The 16,728-nt window shown below is 72.7% G+C and carries 11 protein-coding genes; 9 read left to right on the forward strand and 2 right to left on the reverse strand.

Features of this window, described 5'->3' with window-relative positions; genetic code table 11:
• Nucleotides 1-11: 11 nt before the first annotated feature.
• Together ACIPAE_RS38805 and ACIPAE_RS38810 are read left to right on the forward strand one after the other, a co-directional pair.
• Nucleotides 12-260: a hypothetical protein gene (locus tag ACIPAE_RS38805; protein ID WP_402452041.1), complete on the forward strand. Its 249-nt coding sequence runs from the start codon at nt 12-14 to the stop codon at nt 258-260.
• Nucleotides 261-458: 198 nt separating this feature from the next.
• Nucleotides 459-800, forward strand: a complete 342-nt coding sequence (locus ACIPAE_RS38810; RefSeq protein ID WP_402452044.1) for a hypothetical protein — start codon at nt 459-461, stop codon at nt 798-800.
• 58 nt (nt 801-858) lie between these two features.
• Here the strand turns inward: ACIPAE_RS38810 and ACIPAE_RS38815 are convergent, their stop codons facing one another.
• Nucleotides 859-2,073 carry a PP2C family protein-serine/threonine phosphatase gene (locus ACIPAE_RS38815; protein ID WP_366413283.1) on the reverse strand — a complete coding sequence of 405 codons (1,215 nt, stop codon included), beginning with the start codon at nt 2,071-2,073 and terminating at the stop codon, nt 859-861.
• A gap of 106 nt (nt 2,074-2,179) precedes the next feature.
• On the opposite strand from ACIPAE_RS38815, the gene ACIPAE_RS38820 reads away from it, so the two are divergent.
• Nucleotides 2,180-2,683, forward strand: coding sequence for a MarR family transcriptional regulator (locus ACIPAE_RS38820; RefSeq protein ID WP_328460806.1), 504 nt, complete (start codon nt 2,180-2,182; stop codon nt 2,681-2,683).
• A gap of 366 nt (nt 2,684-3,049) precedes the next feature.
• Here ACIPAE_RS38820 and ACIPAE_RS38825 read toward each other — a convergent pair whose 3' ends face one another.
• Complete coding sequence (locus ACIPAE_RS38825) at nt 3,050-5,350, reverse strand: NEW3 domain-containing protein (protein WP_402452048.1); 2,301 nt, start codon at nt 5,348-5,350, stop codon at nt 3,050-3,052.
• A 634-nt stretch (nt 5,351-5,984) separates the two neighbouring features.
• On the opposite strand from ACIPAE_RS38825, the gene ACIPAE_RS38830 reads away from it, so the two are divergent.
• The 6 genes from ACIPAE_RS38830 (at nt 5,985) to ACIPAE_RS38855 (ending at nt 16,441) form a co-directional block, all read left to right on the forward strand.
• Nucleotides 5,985-6,992, forward strand: a complete 1,008-nt coding sequence (locus ACIPAE_RS38830; protein WP_329372242.1) for a LacI family DNA-binding transcriptional regulator — start codon at nt 5,985-5,987, stop codon at nt 6,990-6,992.
• Between the two features lie 243 nt (nt 6,993-7,235).
• The gene (locus tag ACIPAE_RS38835; RefSeq protein WP_329372244.1) at nt 7,236-8,579 is read left to right on the forward strand and encodes an ABC transporter substrate-binding protein; all 1,344 of its coding nucleotides are present in this window, start codon (nt 7,236-7,238) and stop codon (nt 8,577-8,579) included.
• A gap of 7 nt (nt 8,580-8,586) precedes the next feature.
• The gene (locus ACIPAE_RS38840) at nt 8,587-9,540 is read left to right on the forward strand and encodes a sugar ABC transporter permease (RefSeq protein WP_366413285.1); all 954 of its coding nucleotides are present in this window, start codon (nt 8,587-8,589) and stop codon (nt 9,538-9,540) included.
• Nucleotides 9,541-9,605: 65 nt separating this feature from the next.
• Nucleotides 9,606-10,412: a carbohydrate ABC transporter permease gene (locus tag ACIPAE_RS38845; RefSeq protein WP_328473780.1), complete on the forward strand. Its 807-nt coding sequence runs from the start codon at nt 9,606-9,608 to the stop codon at nt 10,410-10,412.
• Nucleotides 10,413-10,663: 251 nt separating this feature from the next.
• A complete protein-coding gene (locus tag ACIPAE_RS38850) occupies nt 10,664-13,399 on the forward strand; it encodes an alpha-mannosidase (protein WP_402452052.1) in 2,736 nt (911 codons plus the stop codon).
• A gap of 93 nt (nt 13,400-13,492) precedes the next feature.
• Entirely contained in the window at nt 13,493-16,441 is a 2,949-nt protein-coding gene (locus ACIPAE_RS38855; RefSeq protein ID WP_402452059.1) for a glycoside hydrolase family 2 TIM barrel-domain containing protein, read from the forward strand.
• Nucleotides 16,442-16,728 lie beyond the last annotated feature (287 nt).

Consider the following 16,728-nt stretch of genomic DNA (forward strand, 5'->3'; position numbering starts at 1 on the left):
GGGGAACCGCCATGCCGATGCCCGACGCGCTGAGGAACGACCTCAGCGAGACCCGACACGCATCCCTCGCCCTGCGCCGGCTGCTACGGGAACTCGGCGCGGACGAAGCTCTGCTCCGACGGGTCGTCCCCCGCAGCGATGAACGGGGCGCCGATTACGTCCACATTCCACCGCTGCCGCTGGACGTGGCACAGCACCTCATTCGCCTGCTGCCGACACCGCCCGCGCCGACACCGCCCGCGCCGATGCCGCACCCGTGAGGACCCGGAGAACGCGGAACCTCCGCGCCTGGCCCCCGCACTCCTTACTGGACGACGACCACCCGTCGCGCCCCGCGTGCCTCCCGACGACTCAGCCCGGCGCGCCCGTCCCCGTATCGGGTTGAGCACGCGTACTCAGGTCCGCGCCCGGCCGGCGGCGGACGATGGGCTTCAGCCAGGCGAGGGTTGGGGGATCACATGCAGCTCTTCTGGTGGCTCCTCGGGTCGGCCGCACTGCTCACCGATGCCGCGAGCCGGGGCCTCTTCCTGTACCTCGGCCGGCTGGCCCGGCGCGGGGTGTCGGGCACCGAGTTCGTCGTGATGTCGCTGGCATGGGTCTTCCGCGTGGTGCTGGCGCTGCGGTTCGCGGGGATCGCCGGTGCCTTCGTGCTGGCGGCGGACCGCGCCGGGACCGCCTCGGCGGTGCTGTACGGGGCCGGTGCGCTGGGGTGCGCCGTCACCGTCGTCGAGGTCGCGCAGACGCTGTACGCGGTCCTGCGGATACGGCATCCGCGCACGAAGCGGGAGTCGGACGGATAGCCGGCGCGGGGCCGGGCATCGTACGGTCCCGGGCCGTACGACGCCCGGCCGGGCACCGTCAGAGCTGGTCGGGGGCCGGGTCCGGAGCCGGGGCCGGGGGCGGGGCGGTGTCGCGGCCGTGCCAGTCGAGGCAGACGACCATCGCGTCGTCGTCGGGCTCGGGCGAGCCGCGGTGGGTGGTGAGTTCGCGCAGCACCGCGCGGGGCACCTGGGCCGGGGGGAGGAGGCGGGTGCTGGTGATCGCCCGGGCCAGCGCGCGCTCGCTGTAGCGCTCGCCGCCGGGGGACACCGCGTCGTACACGCCGTCGCTGACGAACAGCAGCCGGTCCCCGCTCTCCAGGTGGAGGTGCTGGGTGGTGTAGAGGGTGTCCTCGAACATGCCCAGCGGCAGCTGCGGTTCGAGTTCGACCGGCTCGACCTTGCCGCCGCGCAGCCGCCACACCTTGGGCGAGCCGGCGTCGATGACCTCGACGTCGCCGGTGGCCAGTTCGAACCGCATCAGGAGCGCCGCGAGGTGCACCCGTCCGCGGTAGTGGCCGTAGACCGCCTGGTCCCCGAGGAACGCCTGGTCGGCCAGTGACAGGTCCGCGCGCCGGCCGTTGCGCAGCGCGTGCACCGCGAGGCTGGTGAGCAGTGCCGCCTCCACGCCCTCGCCCATGCCGTTGGTGACCGTGAGGGTCAGGTGGCCGGCGGACGCGGACCAGTCGAAGTTGTCGCCGTGGATGGCGTACGCGGGCTCCAGGCCGCCGCCGATGTCGTACTCCGGGCGGGAGCAGGAGCGGGCCGGCAGCAGCTCCCACTGCATCTCGGCGGCGAGGGTGAGCCGGTCGGCGCGGCGGGCTTGCAGGTAGAGGTCGGTGTCCCGCTCGGCGACCACGATCTCGTGCCCCAACACCTCGGCCAGCTCGGCCAGTTCCGGCTCCGCGGCCGGGTCGTACCCGCCCTCGGCGAACCGTGCCGACAGCACCCCGATCCGGTCGCCGCGCACGCTGATCGGCAGGTGGGCGGTGAGCTCGCCGGTGCGCGGATCGGTCTCGGTGTGCACGCGCTGGGCGCCGAAGGCCCGTCCGGCGGCGCTGGAGTGGATCGGCGCGGGCTCCGCCGTATCAGGGGCCCCGTCCACGGGTTGCAGTATGGTCAGAGCGTAGTCGGCCATGAGCAGGTCGACGTCGACGGCCGCGTAGTGCGTGATGAGCGCGCCCCTGGCCGCCGCGAGGAGAGCATGGGGTGCGGCGCCGCGCAGCTCGCGTTCCGCAGCCGTGAATCTGTCCACCGGTCGATTACCACCTGTTCGAGAGTATGGAAGCCAAAAAGGAGGGGAAAGACGCTTTATGCCTCGGCGACTGACAAGGCAGTTGGGAAGTGCCACAGTTGAGGGCATGCGCTCCGGGATCTCCTCCAGTCGGGACCGGGACGCCGCCGCTCAAGCCGCCCGCGAGGTGATCGAGCTACTCGAGGTGCTCTGGACCCAGGACCGGGACATGACCTCGACCGCACCGGTCTCCTGGTCGCAGCTCAAGGTGCTCTATGTGCTGGACCGCGACCGGGGGATCAATCTGCGCACCCTCGGCGAGCTGCTGGGCTCCGCGCCGTCGTCGGTCAGCCGGATGTGCGACCGGCTGCACGCGCTGGGCTTCATCGAGCGCTCGCTCAGCTCCGCCAGCCGCCGCGAGCTCGAACTGCGCCTGTCGGTGCGCGGGGAGAGCTACCTCGCCGAGCTCAGGGCCCGCCGCGAGACGTCCTTGCTGCACATCATCTCCGCCATGCCGCCGGCTGAACGGGTCGCGCTGGTGGAGGGCCTGAGCGGTTTCCGTTCCGCGATGGCCGACCTCGCCCCTCGCGAGGACACCCCTCCGGAGACCGGGTCCGTCGAGTCCGCGTAGGCCGAGTCGCAGGCGGCGCCGAGCGCCCTCCGCCCGCGTCGGGGCGGCCGGTCGGGCCACGGGTCGAAGCGCCACTTGTCACCTGCCTTCCGTGCTGCATACCGTCGTCTACCCGGATACCGAAAGATGCCACGCCTGTACGAGCGCGCGCCGAGCCGAACGGCGGTGCGCGCCGCACCACGCCAGGGTGTTCTCGCAAGACATGGTTGTCAAATGGCAAATGTTGTACGCGCGCAAAGATCGACATCGGTGATCGTCGGGGGTGGCGGCGCGGGGGTCGCAGACGGCCGGCGGCCGGCAGCCTGGGCGGAGGCTGCCGGCCGCCGGATGGAGACCTGGAGAGGGACCCGGAGGGTCAGGGGCGGGTCAGGGCGTGGTGGTGAAGTCGTCGAAGTCGACCTCGCCCGTCGTGCCCGCGGCGTGCGAGGTCGCGGTCAGGCCGACGTCCTGGGTCGCGGCGGCGGTCGGCACGCTGATGGTGCCGACCAGGTGCCAGGTGCTGCCGTCGGTGGAGTAGTAGCCGCTGTAGGTGGTGCCGTCGCGGACGAGCTTCAGCCACGAGGGGTAGACCGCGGTGCCCACCGAGTCCTGGGAGTCGAGCTTGCCGTCGCCGTCGGAGTCCCAGTCGAGCAGGTAGCCGTTGCCCGGGGTGGCGACCAGCGCCACGTAGCCCGGTGAGGTGTCGGACTGCGTGATGTCGTTGCGCACCATGATCCCGGCCTTGGCCCACACGTCGGTGTCCGCCTGGGCGTCGATCTTCACGGTGGTCGTGGAGCCGTCGTGCTCGGCGCCCGGCAGGTAGATCGTGCCGTACTCGTTGGTGCCGTTGTACAGGTCGGCGCCCTGGGCGCTGATGCCGAGCCGGCTGCCGGACTGGCTGAAGGACGCCGTGGTGGAGGCGAAGGTCCGGTAGGGCGCCGCCACCGGGTGGTTGACGGTCACGGTGTCCCCGACCGCCGGGTGCGCGGTGCCGGAACGGTCGCGGTAGGAGGCCGTCGCCTGGAACGCGCTCGCCGCGAACAACTCGTCCGACGGCTTGAGCGTGACCGTGTACGTGGCCCGCAGCGCGTGCCCGGCGCCCAGGACACGGGCCTTGGTGGGCGAGTGCGTGGTGATCGTCGCGCCGTCCGGCCCGGTCAGCTCCAGCGCGGCGTCCGTGACGGGGCGCGAGCCGTTGTCGGACAGGGCCGCGGTGACCGTACGGGTGGTGCTGTCGCTCGCGGCCGGCGCCCAGTCGAGCGCCAGCGTCACCGACGGGGCGGTGGCCCCCGGGACGTGCCGGGTCGGGTGGACCCGGAACAGCTCCACGCCGTGCGGCGGCACGTCCGCCGCGATCCGGCCGGCCGACTCGGTGGTGCGGTGGCCCCACAGGTCGGTGAGGGCGTAGTCGCGGGCGCCGGGCAGCCCGAGCGCCTTCGCGGTGGTCGCGACCTCGCGCGGTGTGGAGCCGGTGTTGAACAGGCCGACGATCGCGTCGCCGTTCGGCTCGTTCTTGGCGAACACCTGGCTGTCGGCGCCGTCCGAGATCCGCCGCGCGTCGATGCCGTCCTGGTCGACCGCGAGGACGTCGGTGTTCTTCAGCATGGCCAGGTCGGTCGGGTCGAGGTGGGTCAGGTCGCTGCCGAGCATCAGCGGTGAGGCGGCCAGCGACCACAGGCTCATCTGGGTGCGCCGCTCGTCCGGGGTCAGCCCGTCGTTCGCGCCGTTGCCGATCTCCAGCGAGTCGTAGTCGTTGTAGCCGCCCGGGCCGCCGTACGGTGCCCAGTCCGCGACCTGGTCGAAGCGGGAGGCGAGCGAGGGCCAGGTGGTCAGCGGGTAGCTGCTGCCGTTCGGGCCGCAGTAGCACTCGATGTCGCCGCCGGTCCGCCAGCCGTCCGACAACTGCTGCCAGGCGGCCGTGTTGGTGATGTCCAGGCTGTTGGACAGCTCCAGGTGGATGGGCCGCCCGGTCTGCTTCAGCGCCTGCGACCAGGCGCGGACGTCCGCGATGTCGGGGGTGCCGACCCCGTCGATCTTCAGGTAGTCGATGCCCCACCCGGCGAACTGGTCGGCCCAGGAGTCGGTGAACGCCTGCGCGCCCGGCTTGGTGTAGTCGATGCCGACCATGCCGCCGCAGTTGTAGTTGTTCTCGGCGGCGGTGGTGGCGATGTCGTCCGCGTGGTAGCCGGTGCCCTCGATCGCGGTGTTCCGCGCGACGGCCTGCTTCGAGATGCCCGGGGTGACGTAGAGCCCGAACTTCAGGCCGAGCGAGTGGACGTAGTCGGCGACGACCTGGATGCCGTTCTCGTCGCCGCGCGGCGGGAACTTCGCCGGGTCGGTGACCCAGCGGCCGTACGCGTCGACGTCGGGGCCCTGGCTGCCCGGGCACTGCTGCCAGAAGTCGTCCACGTTGACGTAGACGTAGCCGTCCTTCGCCAGGCCGGTGTCCTTGAGCGCCCTGGCCTGTGCCTCGATGGTGCTCGCGGTCGGGTTCTTCCGTACGAAGCTCCAACTGCTCCAGCCGAGTACGGGTTTCGCCGCCGCGGTGCCGCCCGCGGCGGGAGCGGTGGCCGGGGCCGAGCCCGGGCTCGCGGCCTGTGCGGCCGGTCCGCCGGCCGCGGTGGTGCCGGCGGCGAGCAGCAGCGCTCCGGCGAACGCGGCCAGCGCGCCTCTGATCGGTTTCCTCATGGGGGACTTCCTCCGTCGCAGCGCCCTGACAGCGCGAGAGGGGTGGGTGATGGCCCGGGCCCTGTCCGCGCGACCCCGGGCCGTCGGCCTGGGAGCGGCCGGCGCCATGGGTCGGGCAGGGTCCGGGTACGGAGAAGGCTGCGGGGGCGTGTGACGCGGCACACCGCGCTCTTCTCCCCGTCCCGGAGAAGGGCCGGCGGACCAGCCCGAGCACACTCGGCCACCCGTCGCCGTACGACGCCCGATCGCACCACAAACGCTCAAAGATCCCCGTGTTGACCGGGTTTGAGCGCACACGATCAAACGTTCAGCAACAGATAGCACCATGGGCGCCCACTGTGTCAAGGCTCACGTCGCACCCCGTGAGACGGCACCCTGCCCGGCAGGAGGGCGCCCTACGGGGGCGCGGGGAACTTCGCGGCCGGCCGAGGACGGGGTGCGCCGGGCCCGCATGCCCGGCCCCCGCGGCGTGGCTGCCGGGCCTCCGGCGGGAGATCGGCGGCCGGCTGGGGACGGGGTGCGCCGGGCCCGCCCGGCCGGCCCCCGCGGGGCACCTGATCGGCCTCCGGCGGGAACTCGGCAAGGCATACTCGGTGTGCGGGCCCGTCGGGCCCGTGAGCAGCGGAGGTGCGCGATGGTGTCGTCGTCGGGGCAGGAGCCGGCGCGGAGGGTCACGATCCATGACGTGGCCCGATCAGCAGGGGTCTCCCGGCAGACGGTGTCACGCGCGCTGAACGGCAAGGACGAGATCGACCGCTCCACCAAGCAGCGGGTGCTCGACGCCGCCCGCGAGCTCGGCTACCGGCCGAGCCGGTTCGCCCGGGGCCTGGTCCGGCAGGACACCACCACGATCGGGCTGGTCATCCCGGACCTGCGCAACCCGTTCTTCACCGAGGTCGCCGCCTCCGCGCTGGAGGCCGCCCGCGCCTGCGGCTGGCACGTGGTCGTATACGACACCGCCGACCGCCGCGAGGAGGAGATCGGCACCCTCCAGGTGATCGGCTCGCAGGTGGACGGGGTGGTCGGCTACTTCAGCTGCACCGAGGACGAGCTCGACCGGTACACCCGCGGCATGCCCATGGTGCTGATCGACCGCGACCGCCCGACCGAGCGGTTCAGCTGCATCCGGATCGACGGCGAGGAAGGCGTGCACGCCGCGATCGCGCACCTGGTCGCCCAGGGCCACACCCGGATCGGCATGCTCGACCACATCGGCCGCGCCGAACCGAGCCTGCGCCGTGCCTGGTTCACCGCCGCCGCGCTGGCGCACGGCGTCGACCCGGGCCGGGTGGCCGGCGCCGCCCAGTCGGCCGACGGCGGCGGGGCGGGCCTGCGGGACCTGCTCGCCGCCCATCCGGAGATCACCGCGGTCTTCACGTTCAACGACATCGTCGCCGTCGGGGCGCTGCGCGAGGCGCGCCGGCTCGGCCTCGACGTGCCGGGCGAACTGGCCGTGATCGGCTTCGACGGGTTGCAGTTCGGCGCGCTGATGGAGCCCCCGCTGTCCAGCGTGGCGCTCGACACGCGCCGGCTGGGAGCGCTCGCCGTCGAGCAGGTCAGAAGGCGTCTGACCGGCGCAGATCCGCTGCCGCCCGAGGACCTGGTGGTCCGGGCCGAGCTGCGGCTGAGCGGCTCCGCGTAACCTGAACGACTTGGGATTGACCCGTATGTCTTGACATTCGACATGAACGAAGCGCAGACTTCCGGCAATTCACCAGTCCCGTGAACGCTCCCGGGAACGTTCACGGAACAGCCCGTCCGATCGCTCGGCGAAGCCGCCGCCCCGGCCCCGCCGACCTGAGCATTCCAACCAGAAGGCAAGCCTGCCTTGAGGTGTCAACGTCGACCTGTCCAGCACTGGAGCTGGACACCCTGGAAGGAAACCATGAGAAACACCGCCTCGCGCGTCCGCCTTGCCGCCGCCGCCGTCACCGCGGTGGCAAGCATCGCCGCGCTCGCCGGCTGCTCGTCGTCCAGCCACTCGGGCGGCTCGTCGGCCGCCTCGGCCTGCGCACCCGCGAAGGGCAAGGTCACCCTCCAGTACTGGAACACCGTTCCGGGCATGGACAAGGTCGTCGCTCTGTGGAACAAGCAGAACCCGGACATCCAGGTCCAGACGAAGGACATCTCGAACGACCAGTACGGCACGATCAGCAACTCCCTGAAGGCGGGCAACGCCCCCGACCTCGCCCAGGTCGGCTATGACGAGCTGCCGAACCTGCGCACCCAGAACGCCTTCGTCGACGCCTCCAAGTGCGGCACCGCCACCGCCGACAAGTCGAAGTTCGTGCCGTGGACCTGGTCGCAGACCAGCTTCGGGGGCACCGGCGTCTTCGCCCTCCCGCAGGACACCGGCCCGATGGCGCTGTACGTGCGCTCCGACCTGTTCACCAAGTACCACCTGCCGGTCCCCACCACCTGGGACGAGTACGCGGCCGACGCGCAGAAGCTGCACGCCGCCGACAAGAACATCAGCATGACGTTCTTCGACCCCAACAACGCCGAGTGGTTCAACGGCCTGCTGTGGCAGAACAGCGCCAAGATGTACTCCTACAGCGACAACAAGTGGCAGGTCAGCGTCGACTCGGCGAAGAGCAAGCAGGTCGCCGACTACTGGCAGAAGCTGATCGACGCCAAGGAGGTCCGCACCGACCTCGCCAACGGCTCGACCCAGATGTACGCGGCCTACCAGAAGGACCAGATCGCCAGCTACGTCGGCGCCGCCTGGGGCTACAGCATGTTCCGCGACAACCTGCCCAAGCAGGCCGGCAAGTGGTCGATCGTCCCGATGCCGACGTGGGGCACCAACGCCTCGTCCGGCGACTGGGGCGGCTCCACCGTCGCGTTCATGAAGGGCAGCACGCACCTGTACGAGTCGGTGAAGTTCAATACCTGGCTCAACACCGACCCGCAGGCGCTGGCGCTGGAGAACAAGCTCGGCGGCCTCTACCCGGCGGCCACCGCCGGCCTGAAGATGCCGTCGCTGTCCCAGGGCGTGCCCTACTACAACAACGAGAAGATCTTCGACGTCTTCGCCGAGTCGTCCAAGAACATCGACACCGACTTCTCGTGGGGCCCGACGCAGAAGACCGTGAACCTGAGCCTGCAGGACGCGATGGCCAAGGCCGCCGCCGGCAAGGGCACCCTCAGCGGTGCGCTGTCCACCGCCCAGGCCAAGGCGCTCAGCTCGATGAAGGACCTGGCCATCCCGGCCGAGTCCGGCAAGTGACCCCAGCATGACTGACACCGAAACCCGCGCACGGCGCGTGGTAGCGGCGCCCGATGCCCCCCGCCGCCGCCGTCGCTCCGGCGGCGGCCCGCGGGCGGGCACCATCGCCGCCTTCCTGACGCCGTTCTTCCTCCCGTTCGTGCTCTTCTACCTGGTGCCGGTGGGCTACGCCCTCTGGCAGAGCTTCCGGGTGGTGCGCCGGAGCGGCGGCCAGTACGGCACGTCGTACACCACCTTCGGCGGCTTCCACCAGTACGCGCAGGTGCTGCACAACACCGAGTTCTGGTCCAGCATCGGGCGCATAGGGCTCTTCGGCATCGTGCAGGTGCCGGTCATGCTGTTCGTCGCGCTGATCATGGCGCTGCTGCTGGACACCCCGCTGCTGAAGGTCAAGGCGTTCTTCCGGATCTCGGCGTTCATGCCCTACGCCGTGCCCGGCGTGATCGCCGCGATCATGTGGTCGTACCTGTACTCGCCGCAGCTCAGCCCGGTGGTCGACCTGCTCGGCCACCTCGGGCTGCACCCGGACTTCCTCGGGCCGGGCGCGGTGCTGTGGTCCACGGCGAACGTCTCCACCTGGCTGTGGACCGGCTACAACATGCTGATCATGTTCTCCGCGCTCCAGGCCATCCCGCAGGAGACCTACGAGGCCGCGAAGCTCGACGGCGCGAACAACTGGACCATCGCCTGGCGGATCAAGGTCCCGATCATCGCGCCCTCGATCGTGCTGACCACGGTGTTCTCGATCATCGGCACGCTCCAGCTCTACGCGGAGCCGGCCGTGCTGCGGCAGATCTCCTCGAACATCTCCAGCACGTTCACCCCGAACATGCTCGCCTACGCGGTGGCCTCCGGGAACAACTACCAGCAGGCAGCGGCGATCTCCGTGGTCATCGCCGTCATCACCTTCGTGTTGAGCTTCGGGTTCATGCGACTGACCTCGAAGAAGGCCGGACTGTGAGCAATCTTCACCAGGGCCGCCGGTCCGCCGCCTCCCGAGAGAGCCTCGCCAGCCGCACGGCGGTCATGGCGCTGATGCTCCTGCTGACGATCTACTTCCTGCTGCCGGTCTACTTCCTGATCGTCGCGGCCACCAAGCCCCAGGGCGACCTCGCCTCCACCAACGGCCTGGCGTTCTCGCACTTCAACCTCTTCAGCAACCTGCACACGCTGTTCAGCCGCAGCGACGGCATCTTCCTGAAGTGGGCGCTCAACAGCGTGATCTACGCGGTGGTCGGCGCGGGCGTCGGCACCCTGATCTCCGCGCTGTGCGGCTACGCGCTCGCGAAGTTCCAGTTCCGCGGCAAGGAGTTCCTCTTCTCCGTCGTGCTCGGCGGGGTCCTGGTGCCCACCACCGCGCTCGCCCTGCCGCTGTTCCTGCTCTTCTCCTCGACGGGGATGGTCAACACCTACTGGGCGGTGTTCCTGCCGAGCATCGTCAGCCCCTTCGGCGTCTACCTGGCCCGGATCTTCGCCTCCGCGGCGGTGCCGGAGGAGTTGCTGGAGTCGGCCCGGCTGGACGGCGCGGGCGAGTTCCGCACCTTCTTCTCGGTGGCCTCCCGGCTGATGGCGCCCTCGCTGGTGACGATCTTCCTCTTCCAGTTCGTCGCCATCTGGAACAACTTCTTCCTGCCGATGGTGATGCTCCAGAAGGAGTCGCTCTTCCCGGTCACGCTCGGCCTGTTCGAGTGGAACGGGCAGACCGCCCGGGCGCCCCTGCTCCAGGAGTCGGTGATCACCGGCTCGCTGGTCTCGATCGTGCCCGTGATCATCGTCTTCATCCTGCTCCAGCGGTTCTGGCGCACCGGGCTCGCCGCCGGATCGCTGAAATGACCTGCGGGCGGGCCGGTTCACCGATCCCGACCGGCCCGCCCGCAGCACCACCTCACGCAGCACCGCCTCACCCAGCGCTGCCTCACCCAGCGCTGCCTCACCCAGGCACCGCCGTAGCACCACCCCTGCCGCGGCACCGCGGCACCGCCACCGCAGCACCATCGTTCGCCCACCGCGCCCGCCCGCGGGCACCACCACCCTCCCGTGTCCGCCCGCCTCGCCCGGGCCCGCCCACAGAAGGTCGCCGACCCATGCCCCAATCCGCCGTCTTCGTCCCGCACTTCCACTGGGACCGGGAGTGGTACGAGCCCTTCCAGGTCTTCCGGCACCGCCTGGTGACCGCACTCGACACCGTGCTGGACACCGCCGACGCGCACCCGGAGTTCCGGTTCACCGTCGACGGGCAGATGGCCGCGGTCGAGGACTACCTGGAGATGCGGCCGGAGAACCGCGACCGTCTCGCCGCCCTCGTCGCCGAGGGCCGGCTCGCCGTCGGCCCGTGGCTGATCCTGCTCGACGAGTTCCTCTGCTCGGGCGAGACCATCGTGCGCAACCTGCGGATGGGCTGGGCCGCGGCGGAGCGGCTCGGCGGCGCCATGCCGATCGGGTACCTGCCGGACATGTTCGGCCACGTGGCGCAGATGCCGCAGATCCTGGCCCGCGCCGGGTTCGCGCACGCCGCGCTGTGGCGGGGCGTGCCCGGGACCGTCGACGGCCACGCCTTCCGCTGGCAGGCCCCCGACGGCTCCGAGGTCAGGACCGAGTTCCTCTTCGACGGCTACGACAACGGCCTCGACGTGCTGCTGGTGCCCGAGGACATCCGCCGCGCGCTCGCCGACTACGCCGAGATGACCGCCGGCCGCTGGGGCGGCGACCCGCTGCTCGCCATGGCGGGCACCGACCACAGCGCGCCCGACCCGCGGCTCACCGAGTGGCTGCGGCGCGCCTCCAGCGACGAGCGCCCGATCACCCTGGCCACGCTCGACGAGTACCTCCGCGGCCACGTCCGCGACGAGCCGACCGCCGTCGTCACCGGCGAGCTGCGCAGCCATGTGCGCGGCAACATCCTGCCGGGCGTGCTCTCGGTCCGGCTCGGCCTCAAGCAGCGGATGGCCGCCGCCGAGCGCACCGTCGACCACGCCGAACGAGCCGGCGCCCTGTGGTCCGGGCGCGACGACGCGCCGTTCCTGGAGCTGGCCTGGCACAAGATCATCGAGTCCACGGCGCACGACTCGGTCGTCGGCTCCGGCACCGACGAGACCTGCGACCAGGTCGACGCCCGGCTCGCCGAGGCGGCGCAGGCCGCACGCGCGGTACGGGACGCGGCCCTGGCCGAGCCCGCCGCCGCGGTGCCCGGCGACGCCCACCTGGTCGGCAACACGCTGCCGTTCGCCCGTACCGCCCACATCGAGGTGGACGTGGCGGCGCCCGCCGAGGGCGGCGCATTGGCCGCGACCGCCGCCGACGGCTCGCTGCACCCCGTGCAGCTGATCTCCCAGGCGCCGACCGTGCTCAGCGACGAGGTGATGGACGCCTCCCAGGTCGAGCGGGTGCTGCGCCGTATCCACCGCCGCGAGCTGTTCGGCCGGCAGATCGACAGCTACGAACTCACCCCCGGCAGGCTCGTCTTCCACCTCGCCGAGGTGCCGACGTCCGGCCCGTTCGACCTGCTGATCCTGCGCCGCCAGGTCGCCGAGGCCGCGGCCGCGCACCCGGGGGAGTGGCAGGTGCTGACCCTGGAGGAGGCCCGCGCCACCGCCCTGGTGCCGGTGCACGTGCCCGCCTCGGGCCTGGCGAGCGTGCGCGTCACTCCCGCCGAGCAGGCCCCCGAGTACGCCCCCGGCTCCGGCTTCACCCCGGCCACCGCCGCCGGCCGCGCCCTGGCGAACGGCCTGGTCGACGTCGAGGTCCGCGCCGACGGCACGGTGGACGTCACCGGCGCCGACGGCACCGTGCTGCGCGGCCTGGGCCGGCTGGTCGACGGCGGTGACCGCGGCGACAGCTACAACTACGGGCCCCCGGCCGGCGACGTGCTGGTCGAGGAGCCCGCCGAGGTCGCCGTGGAGGTCCTGGAGGACGGCCCGCTGCGGGCGCGCACCAGGATCACCCGGGTCTACCACTGGCCCGCCGCCCTCACCGAGGACCGCGACGTGCGCAGCGCGCAGACCGTGGCGACCCCGGTCGAGACCGTGGTGGAGCTGCGGGCCGGCGAGCCGTTCGTACGGATCTCGCTGTCCTTCCTCAACCGCTCCGCCGACCACCGGCTGCGCTTCCACGCACCCCTGCCCGAGCCCGTCACCGGCTCCGCGTCCGCCGGGCAGTTCGCCGTCACCCCGCGCGGGCTCACCGCCGAGGGCGGCTGGGGCGAGCACCCGCTGCCGACCTACCCGGCCGGCCAGTTCGTCACCGCCGGCCCGGTCACCGTGCTGGTCGACCACTCCGCGGAGTACGAGGTCGTCGGCGACGGCACGGAACTCGCCGTCACCCTGCTGCGGGCGGTCGGCTCGATCAGCGTCAACATCCACCCCTACCGCGACGAGCCCGCGGCGAGCGAGATCCCCGCGCCGGGCGCGCAGGACCTCGGGCTGCGGATCGCGCACCGGCTCGCGGTGCTGCCCTCGGCCGGCGGCTGGCAGGCGGCCGGCGCGGTCGGCGCGGCCGAACTCTTCCGCAACGACGTGCTGGTGGCCCGCGGCACCGCCCCCGCGGGCGGCGCCCTGCCCCCGGACACCGAGGGCATCCGGGTCGACGGCCCCGACGTGCTCGTCTCGGCGGTCCGCCGGGTCGCCGCCGCGGACGGCGGGACCGGCACCGAGGTCCGGCTGACCGCCATGAGCGACACCGGGGCCCGGGCCCGCGTGACGGGCGCGTTCACCGAGGCGGCCACCGTCGACCTGCTCGGCCGGCCGCTGTCCGCCCAGCCGGCCGACGGCACCCTCGACCTGACCCTGAGCGGCTGGGAGATCCGCACGGTCGTCCTGCGATAAGCAGCGGCAAGGAGCCCCCCGCACAGCCCTTTACGAGAAAGAGTCGTGACCCCCGTGTCCTCCTCTCGCACCGCCCCCGAAGACACCGCGTACGTGGCCGACCCCGCGCCGGGGCACGGTGCCCTGCGCCCCGCGCGCTCCTGGCTGCACTCCGACGCCCCGGCCCTGAGCCTGAACGGGCCATGGCGGTTCCGGCTGTCGCCGACCGCGCGGGTCGCGGCGGACTTCGCGGCCGGCGCCTTCGACGACGGCGGCTGGGACACCATCCCGGTGCCCTCCCACTGGGTGCTCCAGGGCGACGGGGCCTACGGGCGGCCGCACTACACCAACGTGCAGTTCCCGTTCCCGATCGACCCGCCCCACGTGCCGGACGAGAACCCGACCGGCGACTACCGCCGCCGCTTCACGGTGCCGGCCGAGTGGGCCGGCGCCGAGCGGGTGGTGCTGCGGTTCGACGGGGTCGAGTCGCTGTTCCGGGTCTGGGTGAACGGCGAGGAGGTCGGCGCCGCGAGCGGCAGCCGGCTGGCCCACGAGTTCGACGTGACCGCGGCCGTGCGGCCGGGCGACAACGTCGTGGCGGTGCGGGTGCACCAGTGGTCGGCGGCCAGCTACGTCGAGGATCAGGACCAGTGGTGGCTGCCGGGCATCTTCCGCGACGTCACCCTGCACGCCCGCCCGGCCGGCGGCATCGAGGACGTCTGGCTGCGGACCGGCTTCGCGGCCGGCCGGGGCGGCATCGACCCCGAGATCACCGCGGACCCGGCGGCCTTCCCGGTCACCCTGCGGGTGCCCGAACTCGGCATCGAGGAGGTCTGGGCCACCCCGGCCGACGTCGCGCCGCTGGACGCGGGCGCGGTGCAGCCCTGGTCGGCCGAGCAACCGCGGCTGTACGAGGCGACGGTGACCAGCGCCGCCGAGACGGTCACCGTGCGGCTGGGCTTCCGCACGGTCGAGATCCGCGGCGACCGCTTCCTCGTCAACGGCCGCCGGGTGGTCTTCCACGGCATGAACCGCCACGAGGCCCACCCCGAGCGCGGCCGGGTCTTCGACGAGGAGCACGCCCGCGCCGACCTGGCCCGGATGAAGCGGTTCAACGTGAACGCGATCCGCACCAGCCACTACCCGCCGCACCCCCGGCTGCTCGACCTCGCCGACGAACTCGGCTTCTGGGTGGTGCTCGAATGCGACCTGGAGACCCACGGCTTCGACGCGGTGGGCTGGACCGGAAACCCGAGTGACGACCCGGCCTGGCGCGAGGCGTACCTCGACCGCGTCGAGCGCACCGTCGAGCGCGACAAGAACCACCCCAGCATCGTCATGTGGTCCCTCGGCAACGAAGCGGGCAGCGGCGACAACCTCGCCGCCATGTCCGCGTGGGTGCACGCCCGCGACAGCGGCAGGCCGGTCCACTACGAGGGCGACTACACCGGCGACTACACCGACGTCTACTCGCGGATGTACGCCTCGGTGCGCGAGAGCGAGCAGATCGGCACCGACGGCTCGCGCGCACCCCTGCTCGGCTGCACCCCCGCGCAGGGCGCCCGGCAGCGCACCAAGCCGTTCGTGCTGTGCGAGTACGCCCACGCGATGGGCAACGGACCCGGCGGGCTCGACGCGTACGAGGAACTGACCCGCACCCACCCGCGGCTGCACGGCGGCTTCGTGTGGGAGTGGCGTGACCACGGCATCGCCGCCACCGCCCCCGACGGCACGCCCTTCTTCGCCTACGGCGGCGACTTCGGCGAGGTCGTGCACGACGGCAACTTCGTGATGGACGGCATGCTGCTCAGCGACGACGTGCCGACGCCGAGCCTGCACGAGTTCAAGGCCGTCGTGCAGCCGGTGCGGTTCACCTTCGCCGACGGCGTGGTGGAGATCGCCAACCAGCGCCACTCGGCCGATACTTCCGACCTGCGCCTTTGCTGGCGGGTCGAGCACGACGGGGCGGTGGTGGCCGAAGGCGTGCTGGAGGCGCCGGTGGTGGCGGCGGGCGGCACGGCCGTGCTGCCGCTGCCGCCGATACCCGTCGCGGCGGACGCCGAGACCTGGTTCACCGTCGACGCGGTACTGGCGTCCGCGACCGCCTGGGCCGATGCGGGCCACGTGGTGGCGAGCGCCCAACTGGACCGCTCCGCACCCCGACCCGTGCCCGCCGCGCGGGCCCGCGGCGACTGGCGGCCCGCCGAAGGCACCCTGGCGCTCGGTGTCGCCGAGTTCGCCGGCGGCTCCCTGGTGCGCCTGGCCGGCCGGCCCGTCACGGGCCCGCGGCTGGAGCTGTTCCGGGCGCCCACCGACAACGACGAGGGCGCCGAGGTCGACCCGGACGCCGACGCGAACGTCGCCGGGGCCTCCCACGCCGCGCTGTGGCGCCGCGACGGCCTCGACCGGCTGACCACGCGGCGGATGTCCGTGGAGTGCGCCGACGGCGCGCTGCGCACGGTCGACCGGGTCTCGGCGGCGAACTCGGGGCGGTGGGTGACCGTCGAGTCCGTCTGGTCGCTGGACGGTGACGCGCTCGAACTGCGGGTGGAGGCGACGCCGTCGCGCGGCTGGTCCACGGTCTGGCCGCGGATCGGCATCCACCTCGAACTGCCCGACGGGGAGCGCCCGGTGGACGGCGTCGAGTGGTTCGGCACCGGCCCGCTGGAGTCCTACCCGGACAGCATGCGTGCCGCCCGCACCGGCCGGTTCGCCGCGGGTGTCGCGGAGTGGGGGGTGCCGTACGCGCGCCCCCAGGAGAGCGGACACCGCTCGGCCCTGCGGGAGTTGACGCTGACCAGCGGCGGCACCGGCGTGCTGGTCGTCACCGCGCTGCCCGACACGCGCGGACGCCGGCCCGGCTTCACCCTGAGCCGGCACACCCCGCAGCAGATCGCCCGCGCCGGGCACCCCTTCGAGCTGCCCGCCGGCACGGCGAGCCACCTGATCGTGGACGCCGCCCAGCACGGTCTCGGCTCGCGGGCCTGCGGTCCCGACGTGGCGCCGGAGTTCGCGCTGCGCCCGGAGGCCCGCACCCTCAGGCTGCGGCTGCGGGCGGTCTGACGGGTGGTCGGCACCCGCTGCCGCCCGGTCCGCCCCCGCGCCCGGCACGGCGTCAACTCCCGTGCCGTGCGCGGCCGGCCGGTGATCGCGCACGGCACGGGAGGCGGGCCCGAACACCGGACGGGGGGCGGGGCCCCGGGAGGGCCCGCGCGCCGGCCGCGGGGGGGGGGGGCGGGGCCGCGGGGGGGGGGGGGGGGGGGGGGGGCGCGTCGCGACGCCGGGGGGGCGGGGGCCGGAGGCGGGTGCGTCTGCGGCGCGGGACGGGGTGGGCCCGGGCGGCGGCTGCG

The organism is Streptomyces sp. NPDC087270 (assembly GCF_044744625.1).
In the GTDB taxonomy this organism is placed as follows: Bacteria; Actinomycetota; Actinomycetes; order Streptomycetales; family Streptomycetaceae; genus Actinacidiphila.

Coding starts and splice junctions, on each gene's coding strand:
- ACIPAE_RS38805 (WP_402452041.1), top strand. CDS start 12: ATGCCGATGCCCGACGCGCTGAGGAACGACCTCAGCGAGACCCGACAC.
- ACIPAE_RS38810 (WP_402452044.1), top strand. CDS start 459: ATGCAGCTCTTCTGGTGGCTCCTCGGGTCGGCCGCACTGCTCACCGAT.
- ACIPAE_RS38820 (WP_328460806.1), top strand. CDS start 2,180: ATGCGCTCCGGGATCTCCTCCAGTCGGGACCGGGACGCCGCCGCTCAA.
- ACIPAE_RS38825 (WP_402452048.1), bottom strand. CDS start 5,350: ATGAGGAAACCGATCAGAGGCGCGCTGGCCGCGTTCGCCGGAGCGCTG.
- ACIPAE_RS38830 (WP_329372242.1), top strand. CDS start 5,985: ATGGTGTCGTCGTCGGGGCAGGAGCCGGCGCGGAGGGTCACGATCCAT.
- ACIPAE_RS38835 (WP_329372244.1), top strand. CDS start 7,236: ATGAGAAACACCGCCTCGCGCGTCCGCCTTGCCGCCGCCGCCGTCACC.
- ACIPAE_RS38840 (WP_366413285.1), top strand. CDS start 8,587: ATGACTGACACCGAAACCCGCGCACGGCGCGTGGTAGCGGCGCCCGAT.
- ACIPAE_RS38845 (WP_328473780.1), top strand. CDS start 9,606: ATGGCGCTGATGCTCCTGCTGACGATCTACTTCCTGCTGCCGGTCTAC.
- ACIPAE_RS38850 (WP_402452052.1), top strand. CDS start 10,664: ATGCCCCAATCCGCCGTCTTCGTCCCGCACTTCCACTGGGACCGGGAG.